Origin of the sequence: Plantibacter sp. MMLR14_011 (assembly GCF_001865025.1) — a bacterium.
Taxonomy (GTDB): Bacteria; Actinomycetota; Actinomycetes; order Actinomycetales; family Microbacteriaceae; genus Plantibacter; species Plantibacter flavus_A.
In genome coordinates this window covers 44,221-62,810 of the sequence record NZ_MJGW01000094.1, presented here as the reverse complement: position 1 = coordinate 62,810, position 18,590 = coordinate 44,221, and the positions used below count along the sequence as shown (strand labels likewise).

Sequence of the window (18,590 nt, the reverse complement as noted above, 5' to 3'; positions counted from 1 at the left end):
GGGCGCGCTCGGATTCCCGACACCGGGATGACCGACGATCGACGGCTCAGAGCCGGGTCGCCGCGGCGACTGGCCTAGGGTGATGGCATGGCCGAACCGCGACTCTGGACCCCTGCCGACGCACGCGACTGGATCGCCGTGCCCGATGCCGAATCGGACAAGTACTCCCGGGGGGTCCTCGGTGTCGTGACCGGGTCCGACCGCTACCCGGGTGCCGCCGTGATCGGTGTCGAGGCGGCGATCCGCACCGGCGTCGGCATGGTCCGCTACCTCGGAGCGGACCGAGCGGCGAACCTCGTGTTGCAGCGACGTCCCGAGATCGTGACGGCGGAGGGGCGCGTGCAGGCCTGGCTCATCGGCTCCGGCATGGACCCCGGCAAGCTGACCCGCGAGGAGAGCTCGCTGCTCGACGCAGCCCTGCACGGGGGCGAGCCGGTCGTCGCCGATGCCGGGTCGCTCCGTCGCGTCGCCGCGGGTGCCCACCAGCGGGCGTTCGGTGTCGACGAGTCGTGGCGCATCGTGGCCACACCCCACGTCGGTGAACTGGCGACCATGTTGAGCGGCCTGGGGAGCCCGGCCGAGGTCGGGGACATCCGCGCCGACCCCGTGTCGTACGCGGCCGACGTCGCCGCCCGCCTCGGCATCATCGTGGTGCTGAAGGGCGGCACGACCCACGTGGTCGCGCCGGACGGCGACGCCATCACGGTCTCCGGCGGATCGCCCTGGCTCGCGACCGCCGGCACCGGCGACGCCCTGGCCGGGATCATCGGGGCGCTCGTCGCCACGAACGCCGAGCGCGTGCTCGCCGACCCCGGCTGCCTGGCGAGCGTCGCCGCGAGCGGGGTGCTCCTGCACGCGGCCGCAGGGGACGCCGCCGCAGCCGACGGCCCGCTGGCCGCGCTCGACGTGGCCGAAGCGGTGCGCGGTGTCGTCGATGGTCTCCTCCGCTGAACGAGCGTTCATCGGTGGACGAAGGACAACTCCCAGAACGCTCATAGCTCGCCCATAGGGAAGCTCAGGACACTGGTGCCACCGCGGCGGAGACCTCGCTGCGGCGGCCGCCGCACCGCGGCCCACACATCGCCCGAGGAGATTGAACGATGCGCAACCCCACCACCACCCAGCCTCCCGTCCGCACGCCACGGCTGTCCGTGGCGGCGAAGAAGACGACGTTCGCGGCTCTGACCGGCCTCACCCTCGTCGGCAGCCTGGCCGGTTGCTCGGCGGCCGACGCCGGCAGCTCGACCACCACCACGCAGCCGAGCACCGAGAGTGCGGCGACGCCCGAGGCGACCACCTCGACCGACGCCGCGGCGGGCTCGGGCGCCACCGACTACCAGGACGGCTCCTACACCGCGGACGGCAGCTACCAGTCGCCGAACGGCACCGAGTCGATCACGGTGACCGTCACCCTCGCCGCGGACACGGTCACGGCGGTCGACGTCGTCTCGCACGCCGAGAGCGCGAACAGCAAGCGCTACCAGGCGGAGTTCATCTCCGGGATCGCCGCCGAGGTGGTCGGCAAGGACATCGACAGCCTCAAGGTCTCCAAGGTCGCCGGTTCCTCGCTCACGAGCGGCGGCTTCAACGCGGCCATCGACACGATCAAGACCGAAGCGAAGGGCTGAGCCGCAGGGCCGGACCGACGATGAGCGAGACGACACTGCGCTTCGAGGCGATCGGCACCGGATGGGAGTTCGACACGGCTCTCCCGCTCGAGCCCGAGACCGCCGAGGCCGTCGCCGCGTGCATCGACCGGTTCGACCGGACCTGGTCGAGGTTCCGGGACGACGCGTTCATCGCGCGCTTCGCCGCCGGCCCGGTCTCGACCGCCTTCCCCGACGACGCGCGCGAGGACGCGGTCGCGCTGTTCGACACGTACCGGCGTCTGCACGATGCCACCGCCGGAGCCGTGACGCCGTTCATCGGCACCTCGCTCGAACGGCTCGGCTACGACGCCTCCTACTCGCTCGTCCCCCAGGGCCCGGCGGTGGCCGCCCCGCACTGGGACGACGTGGCCCGGTGGGACGGCGAGGTGCTCGAGACGAGCCGTCCGCTCGTGATCGACATCGGTGCGGCCGGCAAGGGGCGGCTCGTCGACCTCGTCGCGGACCTCCTCCGCAGCCACGGCCACGAGTCCTTCACGGTCGACGCCTCGGGCGACCTGCGTCACGAGCACGGGTCCCGCACGTCGGACCCGCTCCGCATCGCGCTCGAGCATCCGTACGATCCCAGCAAGGCCATCGGGGTCGCGACGATCGACGACGGAGCCCTCTGCGCCTCCGCCACCAATCGTCGTGCCTGGGGCGACGGCCTCCACCACGTCATCGACGGCCGGACCGGCGAACCGACGAGGACCGTCGCGGCGACCTGGGTCACCGCCCGGGAGGCGATGGTGGCCGACGGACTGGCCACCGCGCTGTTCTTCACCGATCACGAGACCCTGGCGGAGGCGTTCACCTTCGAGAGCGTCCGCATGTTCACGTCCGGTCTCACCGACCGGTCCGTCGGGTTCCCCGGCGAACTCTTCACCTGAGTCACGCGCCACAGGGCCCGAGCCCGGTCGGCACCATCTCCCAGAAAGCAGACCGCACATGAACGGCCGTACCGGCTCCTTCTTCGGCACCGTCCTCGGGCGGGTCACCATGTACCGCCTCGTGACGCTGTCACTCGGCACCCTCGCGATCTACGCCTTCGTGCTGTCGCTCTTCGGGCAGGTGTTCTACAAGCCGCTCGAGCTCCTCGCCACCCTGGTGACGCTGCTCGTCGTCGGCTACCTGACGAACCGCCTGTTCGGTGCGCTGTTCCAGGCGCAGCCGCACAGCGAGTCGTCCGTCATCACCTCCCTCCTGCTGTTCTTCATCCTGTGGCCGACGAGCGAGCCCGCCGCGCTGGCCTGGATCGCCCTCGCCGCCACGGTCGCCTCGGCGTCGAAGTACCTGCTCGCGATCCGGGGTCGGCACGTCCTCAATCCGGCGGCCATCGCTGCACTGGTGATGAGCGTATTGGCGAGCTACGTCACCCTCCCGGGCGTGTCACCGTCGGTCTGGTGGGTCGCCAACCCGTGGCTGCTGCCCGGTGTCGTGATCCTCGGCGGCCTCGTCCTCATCCGGACGAAGCGACTCACCATGGCACTCGTCTTCATCGTGCTCTCCTGGGCGCTCGTCACCGTCCGGCTCGTCACCGGTGGTCAAGAGCTGGGACCGGCACTGCTGGCTCCGCTCACGTCGTACCCGATCCTCTTCCTCGCGGCGTTCATGCTCACCGAGCCGCTCACGCTCCCGCCGCGGCGCTGGCAGCAGCTCGCCGAGGCGGCGATCGTCGCGGTGCTGTTCTCCATCCCGTTCATGCTCGGCCAGGTGGCGTCGACCCCGGAGCTCGCGCTCATCGTCGGCAACGTGCTCGCGTTCGCCGTCGCCCGTCGTCGGGGGATGCGTCTGACGCTCGAAGGCACCCGCGCCCTCACCCCGACGGCGGTCGAGTACCGGTTCAGCTCGAAGCGGTCGATCCCGTTCGCGGCCGGCCAGTACCTCGAGCTGTCGTTGCCGCACCGCGGAGCCGACGTCCGCGGCTCGAGGCGCGTCTTCAGCATCTCCTCGCCACCCGACGACGACCGCACGATCCGCGTGGCGATGCGTGTGCCCGAGCGGGCCAGTAGCTTCAAACGGGCGCTGAGTGCGCTGCCGGTCGGCGCGAGCCTCTCGGCGACCGGCGTGTGGGGCGACTTCGTCCTGCCGAAGGACGCGAGCAAGCCGATCCTGCTCATCGCCGCCGGCATCGGGATCACCCCGTTCGCCAGTCAGCTGTCCCGCCTGCACCTCCGCACCGACAAGCGTGACGTCGTCCTCGTCTACGTCGTGTCAGACGCGCAGGAGCTCGCCTACGCGGCCGAGCTCGAGACCTGGGGGACACCGGTGCTCGTCGTGGGACCGACGGACGACGTCCGGCTGCCGGACGGCTGGCGTGGCCTCGGACCCGGGCGCCTCGACCACGAGCGCCTCGCCGAGGCCGTCCCGGATCTGGCCGAGCGTGAGGTCTTCATCTCCGGGCCGCCCGCGATGATCGAGGCCCTGAAGCCCGCCCTGCGCGGGATCGGCGTCGGACACGTCCGCACCGACGCCTTCAGCGGGTACTGATCAGCAGGCTCGCGGACCCGACCCGCTCGGGCGTCGAGCGAGTGGCGGACGGGTTCCACAGGCGGCGCGAGCCTAGGATGGTCCACGTGATGCGGCGTTGGCTCCTCTGGTGCGGGTTCGGCCTCGTGCACCTCCTCGTCGGGTGGCTGTGCCTCGTGGCGGAGGGTCTCCCGCTCGGCGACGTCATCCTCGTGTACCGGCCGTGGGTCGAACAGGCGACGTCCGGCGGCCCGATCCCCGCCATCGACGAGCCCTGGGTCTATCCGATCCTCGCGATCGTCCCCATGCTGATCCCGCTGCTGCTCGGCAGCGCCGGGTACGGCGTCGGCTGGCTCCTGCTGGTGACCGCGATGAACGCCGGGGCGTTCGCGGTCCTCCTCGGCAACGGCCACTCGCGCCCACGGTTGATCGCGGCATGGTGGTGGCTCGCGTTCCTCCTCCTGCTCGGACCGATCGCGCTCGCCCGGATCGACTCCGTGACCGTCCCCATCGCGATCGTCGGGCTCCTCTGGGTCGCCGGCCGCCCGCGGGTCGCCGCGGTCCTCCTGACGCTCGCCGCCTGGATGAAGATCTGGCCGGCGGCCCTGATCGGCGCGATCGTCCTGGCGCACCGCCACCGCGGACAGGTGCTGATCGCGGCGGCGGCGACGTCGGTCGTGGTCCTCGGGGTCGGCCTCGTGCTCGGCGGTGCGAACGCGGTCAGCTTCGTGACGGAGCAGACCGGACGTGGTCTCCAGATCGAGTCGCCCATCGGCAACGCCTACCTGTGGCTCGCCGTCCTGGGGGTCCCGCAGAGCTTCGTCTACTACGACCGCGACATCCTGACCTTCCAGGTGACGGGCCCGGGCGTCGACACCGCGATCGCCGTCATGACGCCGCTCCTCGGCCTCGCCGTCGCCGGCGCGGTGCTCCTCGGGGTACTCGCGGTGCGGTCCGGACGCCCGCTCGTGCAGGTGCTCGCGCCGTTGTCGCTCCTCTTCGTGCTCACGCTCATCATCTTCAACAAGGTCGGGTCGCCGCAGTTCGCGATGTGGTTGGCTGCACCGGTGATCCTCGGGATCGTCCTGCAGCGTCGGCGTTTCCTCGCGCCGGCCGTCCTCGCGTTGATGATCGCCGCGCTCACGCAGCTCGTCTACCCCTACTTGTACCTGTGGTTGCTCAACGTCGACCCGGTCCTCGTGACGGTGCTGACGGTCCGCAACCTCGCCTACCTGGTCCTCGCCGGCTGGGCCGTCCACGCGTTGTTCTCGCCGCACCGCCACGACGAGGACGTCTCCTCGGTCTCCATCCCCGTCCCCGCTCGAACCCACAAGGAGTGACCATGCTCGTCGCCTTCTCCGTCGCCCCCAGCGGCACCGGCAACTCGGACGGTTCCGTCCACGATGCGGTCGCCGCGGCCGTGCGGATCGTCCGCGAGTCCGGCCTGCCCAACCGGACCGACTCCATGTTCACGACCATCGAGGGGGAGTGGGACGAGGTGTTCGCGGTCATCAAGGACGCCACCGAGGCGGTCGGCGCCTATGGCAGCCGGGTCTCGCTCGTGCTGAAGGCCGACATCCGCCCCGGCTACACGGGTGAGCTGACCGCCAAGCTCGACCGGCTCGACGCCGCGCTCGAGAACGACGGCTGAGCCCATCGGGAGGCGGTCGTCGGGTTTCGTCGGTCGGGACTCGAATCGATTCGAGGATTCCCGTACACTCGATCCATGCCCACCATCCTGGACGGGTCGACGCAGCTGTCGCCGACCCGTGTTCGTCTTGCCATCCTCGCGCTCGCCGTCGGGGCCTTCGGCATCGGCACGACCGAGTTCGTGGCGATGGGTCTGCTGCCGAACATCGCGACCGACCTCCTGCCCGAGCTGGCTGCTCGCAGCCAGGAACAGGCGAACGCGCAGGCCGCCTGGTTGATCACGGCGTACGCGCTCGGCGTCGTCGTCGGTGCGCCGACGATCGCCGCGCTCGTCGCGCGGTACCGGCGCAAGACCGTCCTGCTCTGGTTGGGCGTCGCGTTCACCGTCGGCACGCTCGCGTCGGCGGTCCTGCCGAGCTTCGGCCTCGTCCTCCTCGCCCGGTTCGTCGCGGCGCTGCCGCACGGCGCCTACTTCGGCATGGCCGCCCTCGTCGCCGCGAGTCTCATGGGGCCGGGGAAGCGCGGCAAGGGCGTCGCGCTCGTCATGACCGGGCTGACGATCGCGAACGTCGTGGGCGTGCCGTTCGCGACCTGGGTGGGCCAGGAGTTCGGGTGGCGCTCCGCCTACCTCATCGTCACCGGCATCTTCGCGCTCGCGACCGTGACCATCTGGTTCGCCGTGCCGGTGCAGGCGGGCAATCCGCAGCAGACGATGCGTCGTGAACTCCGCGTCTTCCGGCGCGGCCAGGTGTGGTTCGTGCTCGGGTTCGGGTCGATCGGGTTCGGCGGGCTCTTCGCCGTGTACAGCTATCTCGCGCCCCTCGTGACCGAGGTCGCGGGGGAGGCGGCGACACTCGTCCCATGGGCGCTCGCGACCATGGGGGTCGGCATGACGATCGGCAACCTGGTCGGTGGGCATCTCGCGGACCGTGGGGTGAGGCGGGCCCTGATCGTCTTCTTCGCGCTCATGATCGTGGTCCTGACGGCCCTGGCGCTCACCGCGACGTGGACTCCGACGATGTTCCTGTTCGTCTTCGCCGTCGGCTTCGCGTCGCAGGGCCTCGGCCCGGCCATCCAGACGAGGCTCATGGACGTCGCCGGCGACAGCCAGTCCCTCGCTGCAGCGCTCAACCACTCGGCGCTCAACATCGGCAACGCGCTCGGGGCCTTCCTCGGCGGTGTGGTCATCGCCGGTGGCCTCGGCTACCTCGCCCCGGTCTGGACCGGTGTGGTGCTGACCGTGATCGGCCTCGGGATCGTCATCACGAGCTTCACGGTCGAACGTCGGCAGCTTCGTCGCGAACTCCTGCGGGCGAGCGACGCCGAGGAACGCCGGATCGCGGACCGCAACCCGCCGACGGCTCCGATCCCCGTCTGACCGATACCCGTCGCCCATCCCGGCCCGTGGGGTGCGGTCTGGCGTAGTGCCAGCGCGGTGCGCTCACGCGAGCGCGCCCCATACGCGTGAGCGCGGGTCTCCGGAGACCCGCGCTCACGTATCCGAGTGGCGCTCACGCCGCACCGTGCGGTCTCGCGTCAGCGCACCGCGCTGACGCCGACACCCGCGCGCTCGCGTCAGCGCACCGCGCTGCTAGTCGACGATGATGCCGTCGAGGATCGCCCGCTTGCGCAGGGCGACCTTGGTACCGACGTCGATGCCGGCGTTGCGGTACTTCTCGCGGATGCGCTTGAGGTAGCTCTTCGCAGTCTCGTCGGAGATGCCGAGGCTCTCGGCGACCATCTTCACGGGCTCACCGGCGGCGTACAGCGCCATGACGCGACGCTCCTGCGCGCTGAGGCGGGGGCCGGTCCCGGAGGCTCCGCTCGCGAGGGCGAGGTCGAGCTCGGGGGAGATGTAGGACTCACCGCGTGACGCCGCACGGAGGGCGTGCACGATGGTCTCGGCGTCTTCGCTCTTCGCGAGGTAGCCCAGGGCGCCCGCGGCCAGGGCTTCACGGACCACTGCCGGGTCGCTGTAGGTGCTCATGAGGACGGTCGTGACGCCCGTGGTCTTCAGCGTCGCGAGCTTCACGGCGACCGGGACGTTGTCCTTGAGGTCGACGTCGAGGAGCAGGACGTCGACGGGGAAAGCGGGGTGCGTCAGCAGCTCCGGCCAGGACGGGGTCACGACGACGAGTTCGATGTCGTCGGCGACGCTCCTGATCCACTCGGTGAGCGCACCGAGCAGCATCCGGTGGTCATCGACGATGCCGACCCTGATGCGAGACTCCTGTGACGTCATTGACGTTCCCCTTTCCGCTGGCCCGCAGCAGGATTGTCGACGGTGCTGTCGATCTCGATCCTGATCCGGGATTTCTGGTACGTGTCCGTAGAGCTGCCCACTCGTCCGAGCGCTTCCCACACCGCGGGATCCACCTTGGCGCGTTGCACTCCGACCGCTTCGAGGACGATCGGGATGACGAGCGCACCTGATCGGCCCGGTCGTTCGGAGCGGTCGACCGGTCCGAGCGTCAGCACAGCTCTGGCACTCTGCGCATCTGCTTCCCCGAGGAGCAACCATACTGCAGAGAGCAGTCCATCCCGCTGATCCGTTGCGAGATACGTCGCGAGTCGCTCGGGGTCGCGGAGGGTGGCGCTGTCCGACAACACGGACGACTCCTGGAACGCGTGCTCGAGCCAGGACTCCTTGCCCTCGGACATGAGGTGACGCCGGAGCTCGGTCGCAAGGCGGGAGGCGCGCGCCGCGAGCTCGGGGCTGAGCGGGAGGTCGACCGAGCCGTCGGCGACACCGACGAACAGCTCCTCCGCTTCGAGGTCGAGGGTCACGAGTTCCTCCGAGTCGAAGAACCCGAGTGCGTCCCGGACGCTCTCGACGGTGGAGGCGACCATGACCCGGTCGAGTTCGAGGCGGACGATCCGGCGGTACTGGGAGACGATCGCGCAGGCGATGAGTGGTGGGACGACGGCGACCGCGGCGAAGAGCAGCTCCGCACCGAGGGTCGCGGTCTGGGTCCGCGTGACGGTGAGGATCGAGCCCACGAGCATCAGCCCGAGCACCACGGTCGCGGCGGCGACGTCGCGCACCGGGCGGAGGGTGACGACCGCGAGCAGGCCGCCGCCGACCGCCGCGGCCGCCGTCGGATAGACGCCCACGGCGTCGCGACTCCAGACGCTCGCCAGGTCGAGCGCGGCGACCACCACCAGCTGGATCAGCAGCGCGACGAACAGCCGATCCGAGAGGTGGAACGCGGAGCGGCGGAGGAGGAGGAAGGTCGACACGATCGCCGCGGTGAGCAGCAGCCAGGCGACGACGCTGAGCAGTGGTCGCGGGTAGTGGTGGACCGAGCTGACGAAGCGGATCGCGGCGTAGACGACGAGGATGACGCCGGACACCGAGAGACCGATGCCCAGCTGTGTCGTTCCGAGTGACGAACGCTGCCGGTCGATGGCGCGACGATGACGGTAGCGACGGGTCGGTCCGGTGGCCTCCTCGAGGGCGTCGACACTCATGCTTGCGGGACCTCCAGGATGACCGTCGTCCCGGCCCCGGGGGCGGAGAAGACGCGCGCCTGTCCGCCGACCTCCTGAATGCGCGCGACGACCGATTCCGCGACGCCGAGATGGCCGTCCGGCACTGCCGACGGGTCGAACCCGGTGCCGGTGTCGGTGATGAGGAGTCGGGCCGTCAGCTCGTCGATCGACACCGTGACGTCGGCCGAATCCACGCCGGAGTGACGCCGGACGTTCTCCAGGCACTCCCCGAGAGCGAGGAGGAACGCCTCGCGCACGCGTGGGTCGAGGTTCGCCTGTCCACCGCCGTAGACGTTGACCGTGAGGCCGAGCCCGGCGAACCGGTCCGTCACGGCCTCGATCCCTTCGTCGAGGGTGAAGTCGACACCGCGCTGCAGGATGTACGAGCCGGAGGAGACGGGGGTCAGCTCCTCGCCGAGGCGGAGGCTGCGGAGCAGATGCGCATCGTTCCCGGCCTGCGAGCGGAGGGCGGCGCCATCGACGCCCCGACCGGAGTGGGCGAGCATGGTGAGGGTCGCGAGTGCGGTGTCGTGCAGGAGGCGTGCGTCCTGTCGCCGTTGCGACTCGGCCTGACTCGCGAGCCGCTCAGCGTTGTAGGCGTTGCCGATGGTGTCGACCCGACGGATGAGTCGGGGGATGCTCGTGTCGAGCCACCCGCCGAAGGCGCCGATCGCGATCCACACGACCGCGGTCAGGCCGATGGTCGGGATCGTGAGCGCGGTGGGCCCGGTGACGACGACGATGGTGACCGCCGTCACGACGAACGCGGTCAGGAGCAGCGGCCAGGTGCGACGGATCGGCACCAGTCGGGCCGCGACAGCACCCATCCCGAGGGAGGTGATCGCGGCGATCGCGCTCGCGGAGCCGACCTGGCCGGTGTTCCCGTCGGACAGACCGATGACGACGACGACGCCGACACCGACGAGGAACACCAGCAGGACCCACCGCTGACCGTCGTACTGCTCGGCGGCCACGTGGGTGAGGGCGAGGACGGCGACGAGGACGAGGAGGACGGCGTACCGACCGCCCGAGACGACGCCCGGGACGCTGAGGATCATCGCGGCCGTGACGCAGCCCGCGAGCCCGAAGAGGCGCGTCGTACGCAGCAGCAGCCGTCGCTGGGTCCTCGCCACCCGATCCATGCTCACGCTCCTCTGAGGAGTCACCTTATCGGGTGACACGGGCGCCACGGAACGGTTGTCGGACAGACGGAGCGCGGCTGTCAGACGGCGAGGAGCCGGCTGAGATGCGGCGCGACCAGCGCGTTCTCGATGAGGAAGCCGTCGTGGCCGAAATCGGACCGGAGGACCGACGGTCGGGTGCCGTCGAGGTTGCCGGCGAGGTGGAGGGCGATCTCCTCCTGCCCACTGACCGGGAAGAGCCGGTCGCTGTCGATCCCGAGCACGAGCGACGGACCGGCGTAGGCCCGCAGCGCCGCGCCGACGCCGCCGCGATCGCGTCCGACGTCGTGCGAGTTCATCGCCTCGACGAGGGTCACATAGCTCCCGGCGTCGAAGCGTCGGGTGAACTTGTTGCCGTGGAAGTCGAGGTAGGACTCGACGGCGAAGCGTCCACCATGCCCGAGCGGGCTCACACTCGACTGCCAGCTGCGTTCGAAGCGGGCGTTCAACTCACCCGGGCTGCGGTAGTTGAGCAGAGCCATCCGTCGGGCGAGGGCGAGGCCGCGGTGCGGGCCCTCACCGTCCGGGGCGTCGTAGTAGTCGCCTCCCTGGAAGTGCGGGTCCGTCCGGACCGCTTCGAGCTGCACGAAGTTCAGGGAGATCTGGTCCGCCGTCGTGACCGGGGGTGCGGCGATCACGGCCAGTCGGTCGACGAGCTCGGGGTGGGTGGCGGCCCACTCGAGTGCGTGCATGCCGCCCATCGACCCGCCGATCACCGCGGCCCAGCGGTCGAGTCCGAGGTGGCCGAGCAGTCGGTGCTGGGCCTCGACCTGGTCGCGGATCGAGGTGTACGGGAACCGCGAACCCCACTCGACGCCGTCGGGCGCGAAGGAGGAGGGGCCGGTGCTGCCCTGGCAGCCGCCGATCATGTTCGGCGCGACGACGAACCAGCGGTCCGTGTCGACGGCGAGTCCCGGACCGACGATGCCGGCCCACCACCCGGCGGTCGCATGCCCGTTGCCGGCGCCACCGAGGACGTGGCTGTCTCCCGTGAGCGCATGGAGGACGAGGACCGCGTTGCCGCCGTCGTCGTCGAGCGTGCCCCAGGTCTCGTAGGCGAGTCTGGCGTGCGGGATGCTCCCGCCGTGCTCGAAGTCGAGGCGGCCGAGTGGGGCGAAGAGTCGGTCGCCCGGCCGATCGCCGTCGCGCCAGGCGCCGCTCGAGGGCGGGTTCGCGAGCAGAGCGCCGACCTCGGCTTCGGTCACGAAGCGGGAGGGCACGCTGTCTTCCGGGGTCTGCCAGTCCATAGGTCTCCATTGTGGCGTGCCCGCGAGCGTCGACCGGCCGTGTTACGTCACCCGATCGGTCGAGGTCAGCGCGGTGCGCTGACGCGAGTGTGCTCCCGTCGGCCTCGGCGCGCCGGAACGGGCTCGAGTGACGGGGAACCGGCCCGACTGCGCAACGAACGACGCGAGCGCGGGTCTCTGGAGACCCGCGCTCGCGGTCGTGGGGTGCGCTCGCGTCAGCGCACCGCGCTGGCGCAACCCGGGAGGGAGACGCCTCGGGACGGGCTCAGACCCGGGCGGCCTCGACGACCTGCTTCGCGGCGGTCAGACCGGCCTGGAGGTCGGCCGTGATGTCGTCGATGTTCTCGAGTCCCACCGAGAGCCGCACGAGCCCGGGCGTGACGCCGGCCGTGAGCTGCTGCTCCGGGGTGAGCTGCGAGTGCGTCGTCGACGCCGGGTGGATGACGAGCGAACGGACGTCGCCGATGTTCGCGAGGTGTGAGAACAACTGCAGGGAGTTCACGAAGGCGCGGCCGGCGTCGACCCCGCCCTTCAGCTCGAACGACAGGACCGCTCCGACGCCCTTCGGCGCGTACTGGTTGGCAGCCGCGTACCAGGGGCTGGACGGCAGCCCCGAGTAGTTGACGCTGGCGATGTCGGGGTGGGCGTCGAGCCACTCGGCGACCTGCTGGGCGTTCTGCACGTGGCGCTCGATGCGGAGGCTGAGCGTCTCGATGCCCTGGATGAGCTGCCAGGCGCTCGCCGGGGCGATGGCCGCACCCAGGTCGCGCAGGAGCTGCACGCGCGCCTTGATGATGTAGGCGAGCGAATCGCCCACGGCGTCGGTGTAGACCGCCCCGTGGTACGAGGGGTCCGGCGTGGTGAGGCCCGGGAACTTGTCCGCGTGCCCGGTCCAGGAGAAGGTGCCGCCGTCGACGATGACCCCGCCGATGACCGTGCCGTGACCGCCGAGGAACTTCGTCGCCGAGTGGACGATGATGTCCGCTCCGTGCTCGAAGGGTCGGATGAGGTACGGCGTGGCGATCGTGTTGTCGACGATCAGCGGGACGCCGGCCTCGTGCGCGACGTCGGCGACGAGGCGGATGTCGAGGATGTTGATCTTCGGGTTGCCGATGGTCTCCGCGAAGAACAGCTTCGTGTTCGGGCGCACCGCACGCCGCCACTCCTCGGCGTCGTCCTGGTTCTCCACGAAGGTGGTCTCGATGCCGAGCTTCGCGAGCGTGTACTTGAAGAGGTTGTACGTGCCGCCGTAGATCGACGACGACGACACGATGTGGTCGCCCGCCTGCGCGATGTTGAGGACCGCCGAGGCCTCCGCCGCCTGCCCGGAGGCGAGGAGGAGGGCGCCGCTGCCGCCCTCGAGCGCGCTGAGGCGCTCCTCGACGACAGCCTGCGTCGGGTTCTGGATGCGCGTGTAGATGTTGCCGAACTCCGCGAGGGCGAAGAGGTTCTTGGCGTGGTCGGCGTTGTCGAACACGTAGCTCGTGGTCTGGTAGATCGGCGTGGCCCGAGCCTTCGTGACCGGGTCGGGCGCTGCTCCGGAGTGGATCTGCTTCGTCTCGAACTTCCAGTCGTTCGTGGCATCGCTCATGGTGGATGGTCCCCTCTGCTCGGGTGGTCGGTGCTGCTCGGGTGATGGGTGCCGCCGGTGAGGCCGCTCGGTCCGACAGCGATGTCGCCGGGCGTGGCTCCGGGTGGTGCTCCGTCGTGACCCCGAGGCTACCGGCCCCGCCTGCACGCGCCAACCGCGCGGACACACGGCGTAACGGCTCGGCCCGGTGGCTACCCTGGAGGCATGACGACGAGACGTGTGGTGGTGACCGGTGCGAGTTCAGGGATCGGGGAGGCGACGGCGAGGCGTTTCGCGGCCGACGGTTGGGAGGTCGTGGCGGTGGCCCGCCGTGCGGAGCGGCTGGAGGCGCTCGTCGCGGACATCGGCGGCACCGCGGTCGTCGCCGACCTGACCGTGCAGGCGGACGTCGACGCGCTCGCCGCCCAGGTGGAGGAGCTCGGCGGCGCCCAGGCGCTCGTCAACAACGCGGGCGGTGCCTTCGGCCTCGCGTCCGTCGAGGACGGCGACGCGGAGGACTGGCGCCGCATGTTCGACATCAACGTCCTCGGCACGAAGCGCGTGATCCAGGCGCTCCTGCCGATCCTCCGTCGGAGCATCCCGGAGGGTGGTGCCGCCACCATCGTCGGTGTCACCTCGATCGCGGGCCACGTCGCCTACGTGGGTGGCGGCGGGTACAACGCGGCGAAGTTCGCGGAGCGCGCGCTCTTCGAGGTGCTGCGGCTCGAGCTCAACGGCGAACCGATCCGGGTGATCGAGGTGGCGCCGGGCATGGTGCACACGGAGGAGTTCTCGCTCGTGCGCTTCGGTGGCGACCAGGACCGCGCCGACGCCGTCTACGAGGACGTGCCGGATCCGCTCTCGGCCGACGACGTCGCCGAGGCCATCGTCCACGCGACCTCGCTGCCGCCGCACGTCAACCTCGACCTCATCACGATCAAGCCGGTCGCCCAGGCCGCCCCGTACCGCCTGGCGAAGGGGCCGTTGCGCGTCGCGGAGTAACCCTTCGACAGGCTCAGGGACCGGTCGGGAGGTCAGTGACCGGTCGGGTGCTCAGCAGCGGGATCGATGCGTGGCTCGGGTCCCGTGTCGACCGGGGCCGCGTCCGCGAAGGCGAGTTTCGGGACGAAGCAGAGCAGGACGGCGGCGACGAGCGCGCCCGCCCCGCAGATCGCCCAGACCGTGAGATAGCCGGACAGGCTCGACGCTCCGGCCGTGACGGCCTGCGCGGCGCCGGCGAACAGGACCACGCCGAAGACGGCCGAGGCGAAGGAGCCACCGATCGTCTTCGTCGTGTTGGTCAGTGCCGACGCGACGCCCGTCTGCCCGCGCGGTGCGGCGGCCGCAGCCGCAGCCGGCATGGCGCCGACGAGGGCACCGGAGCCGAGACCCGCGATCGCCATGTTCAGGAAGACCTGCCACGTCTCGAGGTGGAACGGGAGGAACAGCAGGTACCCGACCGCGACGAGTGAGGCGGCGACGATGAGCGCGATCCGAGGCGTCGCCCAGCGCGACACGAGTGGGAACAGGAGCGCACCGACGATCATCGAGATCAGGTAGGCGCCGATGAGCGTGGAGATGTCACCGGCGTCGAGCCCGAGGCCGTATCCGTTCTCCCGCGGTGTCCCCGCATAGGTGCTGAGCGGGGCCTGGGCGCCGAGCAGGCTGATCCCGATGAGCCCCGCGGTCAGTTGCACCGGCCACATGTTGGGTTGCCGGAGCACCCGGAGGTCGATCGCCGGGTCGGGCTGCCGCACTTCATGCCGCCCGAACGGCAGGAACGCGAGCACGCCGATCGCGATGAGCCCCCACACCCACCACGTCTGCGGACCGTTGAGTCGCAGGAAGGTGAGCCCCGAGGTGATGAGGAGGAGCGCGAGGCTGAGGAGCACGAAGCCCGCGAAATCCAGGGTCCTGCCCGGCAGGGGTTCGGACTCGGGGACGCCGAACAGGATGGCGAAGAAGACGAGGGTCACCGCGACGGCCGGCAGCATCATCGTGAGTGGGATGTCGCCGCCGAGGGCGGTGAGGATGCGTCCACTCGACAGCGCACCGATGATGGCCCCGGCCTCGAGCGCCACGACGAGGAGGCCGGCGGCCCGCCGGGTCTGCGAGGCCCCGGTGCCGGAGCGACGGCCCCGCTCGAAGATGAGTGCGATCTCGAGGGGCAGCCAGACGACGTAGAAGCCCTGCAGCGCCCAGGCCGCGAGGAACGACCAGAAGTCCCCGGCGACGACGAGCCACCAGCTGGCACCGGCCGTCAACACGGTGGAGACGAGGAGGACCCGCTTGTGTCCGAACATGTCGCCGAGCTTCGCGAGGATGGGGACGACGAGTGCCGACAACAGCAGCTGCGCGGCCTCGAACCAGTTGAAGTCCGCGTCGTGGATGCCCAGGTGCTCGACGAGGTCGGGGATGAGTGGGACGTAGTAGCCCTGCAGGACACCGCTCGTGATCTCGACGAGGAACAACCAGCCGATGAGTCCTGCGGTGATACCAGCTGCCGACCCACGGATCGACGTCCGCCATCCGGTCGCCGAGGCTCCGCCGGTCGTCGTGCTGTCTCGCGCCATGTGGGGATGGTACAGGCGGCCCGGCCGGCAGGATAGCGTTGGGGGATGTCGACCGAGAACCCCAGCGCAGCGTCCCCGGAGCGAGAGGTCCTCGACTGGCCCACGTTCGGTGACGCGGCCCGCGAACTGTCCAGTGCGATCGTCGCGAGCGGGTTCCGGCCCGACTCCGTCGTCGCGATCGCGCGCGGGGGGCTCCTGCTCGCCGGTGCCATCGCCTACGCCCTCGACGTGAAGGCGTGCGGCGCGCTGAACGTCGAGTTCTACACCGGGGTCGACGCGCGTCTCCCCGAGCCCGTCGTGCTCCCGCCGCTGCTCGACGTGGCCGGGTTGCCGGGGAGCCGGGTGCTGCTCGTCGACGACGTGTCCGACTCGGGTCGCACGCTCGCGATGGTGCTGGAACTCATGCAGGCGAGCGGCGCGGAGGTCCGCACGGTGACGCTGTACGAGAAGCCGCAGACGGTGCTCCGTCCCGACTACGTGTGGAAGCGCGTCGACCGCTGGATATCCTTCCCCTGGTCGACGCTGCCGACGATCACGGCCTGATCGTCCCCGCCTGATCCGGGGTGCCGGGTAGGGTCTCAGGGTGAGTGTTTTCCTCCTCGGCGGTCCGGCCGCCCCAGAGACCGAGTCGACCGTCTACGCAGCGTTCATCGCCGAGGCGGCCGCGCTCGCGGTCGTCGCCGGTCGGTTGGCCCCGCGCATCGCGATCGTCGTCGTGCACGACGGCGATGGACTCGAGCAGTCCGCCGCCCTGGAACGTGCCGTCGCACGCTCCGGTGAGATCGAGGCGATCCGCGTGGTCGTCCGCGAGGGCGGCGTGGTCGCGCAGGCTCAGCTGGCCGAGGTCGACGGGATCGTCGTCGGCGGCGGGCTGCCCTCGGCCTACGCGGAGGCGGTCGCGCCGGTCGCCACCGACATCCGACGCCTCGTCGCGTCCGGTCTGCCCTACCTCGGCATCTCGGCCGGCGCGATGATCGCCGCCGAGCACGCGATCATCGGCGGATGGCGTGTCGGCGAGGTCCCTGTGAGCCCCGAGGCGGCGTCCGAGGAACTCGACGAGGTCACGATCGGCGACGGTCTCGGGCTCGTCGACATCGCCGTCGAGGCGCACGCCGCTCAGTGGGGCACTCTCGGGCGGCTCGTCGCCGCGACGGAGGCCGGGGTCGTCGACGGCGGGGTCGCGATCGACGAGAACACGGCGCTCGTCGTCGGGCAGGGGGCGCTCTCCGTCCTCGGTGGCGGCAGCGTCTGGCAGGTCTTCACCGCCGAGCACGGGGTCGTCGTCCGCACGATCGGTGCCGAGCAGCCGCAGCAGCAGTAGGCCATGACGAACGGGATCCTCGGCGGTAGCCCGGCACAGCTCGCCGCGGCGGGGTCGATGGACGAGGGCTGGGCCGACGCACTCGCGCCTGTGGCCGACCGTCTTGCGACGATCGACCACTGGCTCGCGGCGCAAGCGGCGGACGGTGCCCGATGGTTGCCGGCCCCCGAGCTCGTCCTGCGGGCCTTCCGCACGCCGTTCAGCGCGGTCCGGGTCCTCATCGTCGGGCAGGACCCGTACCCGACACCGGGTCATCCGATCGGCCTGTCGTTCGCCGCGGACCGGGACGTGCGCCCGCTGCCACGCAGCCTCGCGAACATCCACCGGGAACTCCGCGACGACCTCGGTGTCCCGACGCCGGAACACGGCGACCTCAGTCCGTGGACCGGACAGGGCGTGCTGCTCCTCAACCGCGTCCTCACGGTCGAGGCGGGTTCCGCCGGTTCCCACCGCCGACACGGCTGGGAGGCGGTCACGGAACAGGCGATCCGGGCGCTCGCCGCACGCCCCGCACCGCTCGTGTCCATCCTCTGGGGCAAGGACGCCGAACGACTGGCCCCGCTGCTCGAATCATCGAGCGACCCCGACCGTCACGTCATCGTCTCGGCGCACCCGAGTCCGCTCTCCGCCTCACGCGGGTTCTTCGGCTCGAAGCCGTTCAGCCGCACCAACGACTTCCTCGTCTCCCGCGGCGTGGACCCGATCGACTGGTCGCTCGACTGACGACCGGGTCGTGGGGTCGACCGCAAGGGCTGTCCGCCGACCCACCCCCTGGTTAGGCTTGGGGGATGTTGGAAGAGGAGTACGAGCCGAGGCGACGGCTGCCGCCGCACCTGCGCAAGCCGCCGACCCCCGAGACCCCCTTCGCCTTCACGATGCGCGACGCCACTGCGGCCGACCTGCCCGACGTCCGGGCGATCTACAACCACTACGTCGCCAACAGCATGGTCACCTTCGACGAGGACGCGATGACCCTCGCCGAGTGGCGCTCCAAGTTCGCCTACCTGCAGCGGCTGCAGCTCCCGTTCATCGTCGCCGTCAACCCGACCGGACAGATCCTCGGGTACGCGCTGTGTGCGCCGTGGAAGCAGAAGCGCGCCTACCGCTTCACGGTGGAGAGCTCGATCTACCTCGGAGCCGCGGCGACCGGCAAGGGCCTCGGCACCGATCTGCTCGGTGAGCTCATCGAGCGCTCGAAGGCCGCCGGGCTCAAGGAGATGCTGGCCGTCATCGCCGACAAGGGCGCCGAGTCGTCGATCGCCCTGCATGAGAAGTTCGGGTTCACCGAGGTGGGCCGCATGGGCCGTGTCGGGTTCAAGTTCGACCGCTGGATCGGCACGGTCCTCCTCCAGAAGTCCCTGAAGCGCTGAACCGGTCGACGCCCTTCGACAGGCTCAGGGACCGGAACCGCCCGGGAACGGGGACCGGAACGGGCAGGGAA

General features: G+C 70.6%; 18 protein-coding genes. 12 read left to right on the top strand and 6 right to left on the bottom strand.

Annotated elements, in window-relative coordinates:
- The first annotated feature begins 87 nt into the window (after positions 1 to 87).
- From BIU99_RS18255 to BIU99_RS18225, 7 genes are all read left to right on the top strand, one after another.
- The gene (locus BIU99_RS18255; protein WP_071262466.1) at positions 88 to 951 is read left to right on the top strand and encodes an ADP/ATP-dependent (S)-NAD(P)H-hydrate dehydratase; all 864 of its coding nucleotides are present in this window, start codon (positions 88 to 90) and stop codon (positions 949 to 951) included.
- A 149-nt stretch (positions 952 to 1,100) separates the two neighbouring features.
- A complete protein-coding gene (locus BIU99_RS18250; protein ID WP_139205505.1) occupies positions 1,101 to 1,628 on the top strand; it encodes an FMN-binding protein in 528 nt (175 codons plus the stop codon).
- Between the two features lie 20 nt (positions 1,629 to 1,648).
- On the top strand, positions 1,649 to 2,536 hold the full coding sequence (locus tag BIU99_RS18245; protein WP_071262465.1) for an FAD:protein FMN transferase: 888 nt from the start codon (positions 1,649 to 1,651) through the stop codon (positions 2,534 to 2,536).
- 58 nt (positions 2,537 to 2,594) lie between these two features.
- Complete coding sequence (locus BIU99_RS18240; RefSeq protein ID WP_071262464.1) at positions 2,595 to 4,136, top strand: FAD-dependent oxidoreductase; 1,542 nt, start codon at positions 2,595 to 2,597, stop codon at positions 4,134 to 4,136.
- Positions 4,137 to 4,225: 89 nt separating this feature from the next.
- Positions 4,226 to 5,455: a glycosyltransferase 87 family protein gene (locus BIU99_RS18235; protein ID WP_071262557.1), complete on the top strand. Its 1,230-nt coding sequence runs from the start codon at positions 4,226 to 4,228 to the stop codon at positions 5,453 to 5,455.
- Between the two features lie 2 nt (positions 5,456 to 5,457).
- Complete coding sequence (locus BIU99_RS18230) at positions 5,458 to 5,766, top strand: thiamine-binding protein (RefSeq protein ID WP_064295260.1); 309 nt, start codon at positions 5,458 to 5,460, stop codon at positions 5,764 to 5,766.
- Between the two features lie 75 nt (positions 5,767 to 5,841).
- The gene (locus BIU99_RS18225) at positions 5,842 to 7,143 is read left to right on the top strand and encodes an MFS transporter (protein ID WP_071262463.1); all 1,302 of its coding nucleotides are present in this window, start codon (positions 5,842 to 5,844) and stop codon (positions 7,141 to 7,143) included.
- A gap of 213 nt (positions 7,144 to 7,356) precedes the next feature.
- Here the strand turns inward: BIU99_RS18225 and BIU99_RS18220 are convergent, their stop codons facing one another.
- The 5 genes from BIU99_RS18220 to BIU99_RS18200 all read right to left on the bottom strand — a co-directional run bounded on the left by BIU99_RS18220 (position 7,357) and on the right by BIU99_RS18200 (position 13,276).
- A complete protein-coding gene (locus BIU99_RS18220; protein ID WP_056012577.1) occupies positions 7,357 to 8,007 on the bottom strand; it encodes a response regulator transcription factor in 651 nt (216 codons plus the stop codon).
- On the bottom strand, positions 8,004 to 9,236 hold the full coding sequence (locus BIU99_RS18215) for a hypothetical protein (RefSeq protein ID WP_071262462.1): 1,233 nt from the start codon (positions 9,234 to 9,236) through the stop codon (positions 8,004 to 8,006). The genes BIU99_RS18220 and BIU99_RS18215 overlap by 4 nt, the downstream gene beginning before the upstream one ends.
- Entirely contained in the window at positions 9,233 to 10,399 is a 1,167-nt protein-coding gene (locus BIU99_RS18210) for a sensor histidine kinase (protein WP_064295263.1), read from the bottom strand. The genes BIU99_RS18215 and BIU99_RS18210 overlap by 4 nt, the downstream gene beginning before the upstream one ends.
- 80 nt (positions 10,400 to 10,479) lie before the next feature.
- On the bottom strand, positions 10,480 to 11,685 hold the full coding sequence (locus BIU99_RS18205) for a homoserine O-acetyltransferase (protein ID WP_064295264.1): 1,206 nt from the start codon (positions 11,683 to 11,685) through the stop codon (positions 10,480 to 10,482).
- A 265-nt stretch (positions 11,686 to 11,950) separates the two neighbouring features.
- A complete protein-coding gene (locus tag BIU99_RS18200) occupies positions 11,951 to 13,276 on the bottom strand; it encodes a bifunctional o-acetylhomoserine/o-acetylserine sulfhydrylase (RefSeq protein ID WP_064295265.1) in 1,326 nt (441 codons plus the stop codon).
- A 204-nt stretch (positions 13,277 to 13,480) separates the two neighbouring features.
- Here BIU99_RS18200 and BIU99_RS18195 point away from each other — a divergent pair, with 204 nt between their 5' ends.
- Complete coding sequence (locus BIU99_RS18195; RefSeq protein WP_175484436.1) at positions 13,481 to 14,257, top strand: SDR family oxidoreductase; 777 nt, start codon at positions 13,481 to 13,483, stop codon at positions 14,255 to 14,257.
- A gap of 32 nt (positions 14,258 to 14,289) precedes the next feature.
- Here the strand turns inward: BIU99_RS18195 and BIU99_RS18190 are convergent, their stop codons facing one another.
- On the bottom strand, positions 14,290 to 15,828 hold the full coding sequence (locus tag BIU99_RS18190; RefSeq protein ID WP_071262461.1) for an MFS transporter: 1,539 nt from the start codon (positions 15,826 to 15,828) through the stop codon (positions 14,290 to 14,292).
- Between the two features lie 45 nt (positions 15,829 to 15,873).
- Here BIU99_RS18190 and BIU99_RS18185 point away from each other — a divergent pair, with 45 nt between their 5' ends.
- The 4 genes from BIU99_RS18185 to BIU99_RS18170 all read left to right on the top strand — a co-directional run bounded on the left by BIU99_RS18185 (position 15,874) and on the right by BIU99_RS18170 (position 18,519).
- Positions 15,874 to 16,371, top strand: a complete 498-nt coding sequence (locus tag BIU99_RS18185) for a phosphoribosyltransferase (RefSeq protein ID WP_071262460.1) — start codon at positions 15,874 to 15,876, stop codon at positions 16,369 to 16,371.
- 40 nt (positions 16,372 to 16,411) lie between these two features.
- Complete coding sequence (locus BIU99_RS18180) at positions 16,412 to 17,149, top strand: Type 1 glutamine amidotransferase-like domain-containing protein (RefSeq protein WP_064295268.1); 738 nt, start codon at positions 16,412 to 16,414, stop codon at positions 17,147 to 17,149.
- Positions 17,150 to 17,152: 3 nt separating this feature from the next.
- A complete protein-coding gene (locus BIU99_RS18175; protein WP_071262459.1) occupies positions 17,153 to 17,872 on the top strand; it encodes a uracil-DNA glycosylase in 720 nt (239 codons plus the stop codon).
- Positions 17,873 to 17,937: 65 nt separating this feature from the next.
- Complete coding sequence (locus BIU99_RS18170) at positions 17,938 to 18,519, top strand: GNAT family N-acetyltransferase (RefSeq protein ID WP_064295270.1); 582 nt, start codon at positions 17,938 to 17,940, stop codon at positions 18,517 to 18,519.
- Positions 18,520 to 18,590 lie beyond the last annotated feature (71 nt).

Coding starts and splice junctions, on each gene's coding strand:
- BIU99_RS18185 (WP_071262460.1), top strand. CDS start 15,874: ATGTCGACCGAGAACCCCAGCGCAGCGTCCCCGGAGCGAGAGGTCCTC.
- BIU99_RS18230 (WP_064295260.1), top strand. CDS start 5,458: ATGCTCGTCGCCTTCTCCGTCGCCCCCAGCGGCACCGGCAACTCGGAC.
- BIU99_RS18190 (WP_071262461.1), bottom strand. CDS start 15,828: ATGGCGCGAGACAGCACGACGACCGGCGGAGCCTCGGCGACCGGATGG.
- BIU99_RS18245 (WP_071262465.1), top strand. CDS start 1,649: ATGAGCGAGACGACACTGCGCTTCGAGGCGATCGGCACCGGATGGGAG.
- BIU99_RS18175 (WP_071262459.1), top strand. CDS start 17,153: ATGACGAACGGGATCCTCGGCGGTAGCCCGGCACAGCTCGCCGCGGCG.
- BIU99_RS18255 (WP_071262466.1), top strand. CDS start 88: ATGGCCGAACCGCGACTCTGGACCCCTGCCGACGCACGCGACTGGATC.
- BIU99_RS18200 (WP_064295265.1), bottom strand. CDS start 13,276: ATGAGCGATGCCACGAACGACTGGAAGTTCGAGACGAAGCAGATCCAC.
- BIU99_RS18205 (WP_064295264.1), bottom strand. CDS start 11,685: ATGGACTGGCAGACCCCGGAAGACAGCGTGCCCTCCCGCTTCGTGACC.
- BIU99_RS18210 (WP_064295263.1), bottom strand. CDS start 10,399: ATGGATCGGGTGGCGAGGACCCAGCGACGGCTGCTGCTGCGTACGACG.
- BIU99_RS18240 (WP_071262464.1), top strand. CDS start 2,595: ATGAACGGCCGTACCGGCTCCTTCTTCGGCACCGTCCTCGGGCGGGTC.
- BIU99_RS18225 (WP_071262463.1), top strand. CDS start 5,842: ATGCCCACCATCCTGGACGGGTCGACGCAGCTGTCGCCGACCCGTGTT.
- BIU99_RS18215 (WP_071262462.1), bottom strand. CDS start 9,236: ATGAGTGTCGACGCCCTCGAGGAGGCCACCGGACCGACCCGTCGCTAC.
- BIU99_RS18170 (WP_064295270.1), top strand. CDS start 17,938: ATGTTGGAAGAGGAGTACGAGCCGAGGCGACGGCTGCCGCCGCACCTG.
- BIU99_RS18220 (WP_056012577.1), bottom strand. CDS start 8,007: ATGACGTCACAGGAGTCTCGCATCAGGGTCGGCATCGTCGATGACCAC.
- BIU99_RS18195 (WP_175484436.1), top strand. CDS start 13,481: ATGACGACGAGACGTGTGGTGGTGACCGGTGCGAGTTCAGGGATCGGG.
- BIU99_RS18250 (WP_139205505.1), top strand. CDS start 1,101: ATGCGCAACCCCACCACCACCCAGCCTCCCGTCCGCACGCCACGGCTG.
- BIU99_RS18235 (WP_071262557.1), top strand. CDS start 4,226: ATGCGGCGTTGGCTCCTCTGGTGCGGGTTCGGCCTCGTGCACCTCCTC.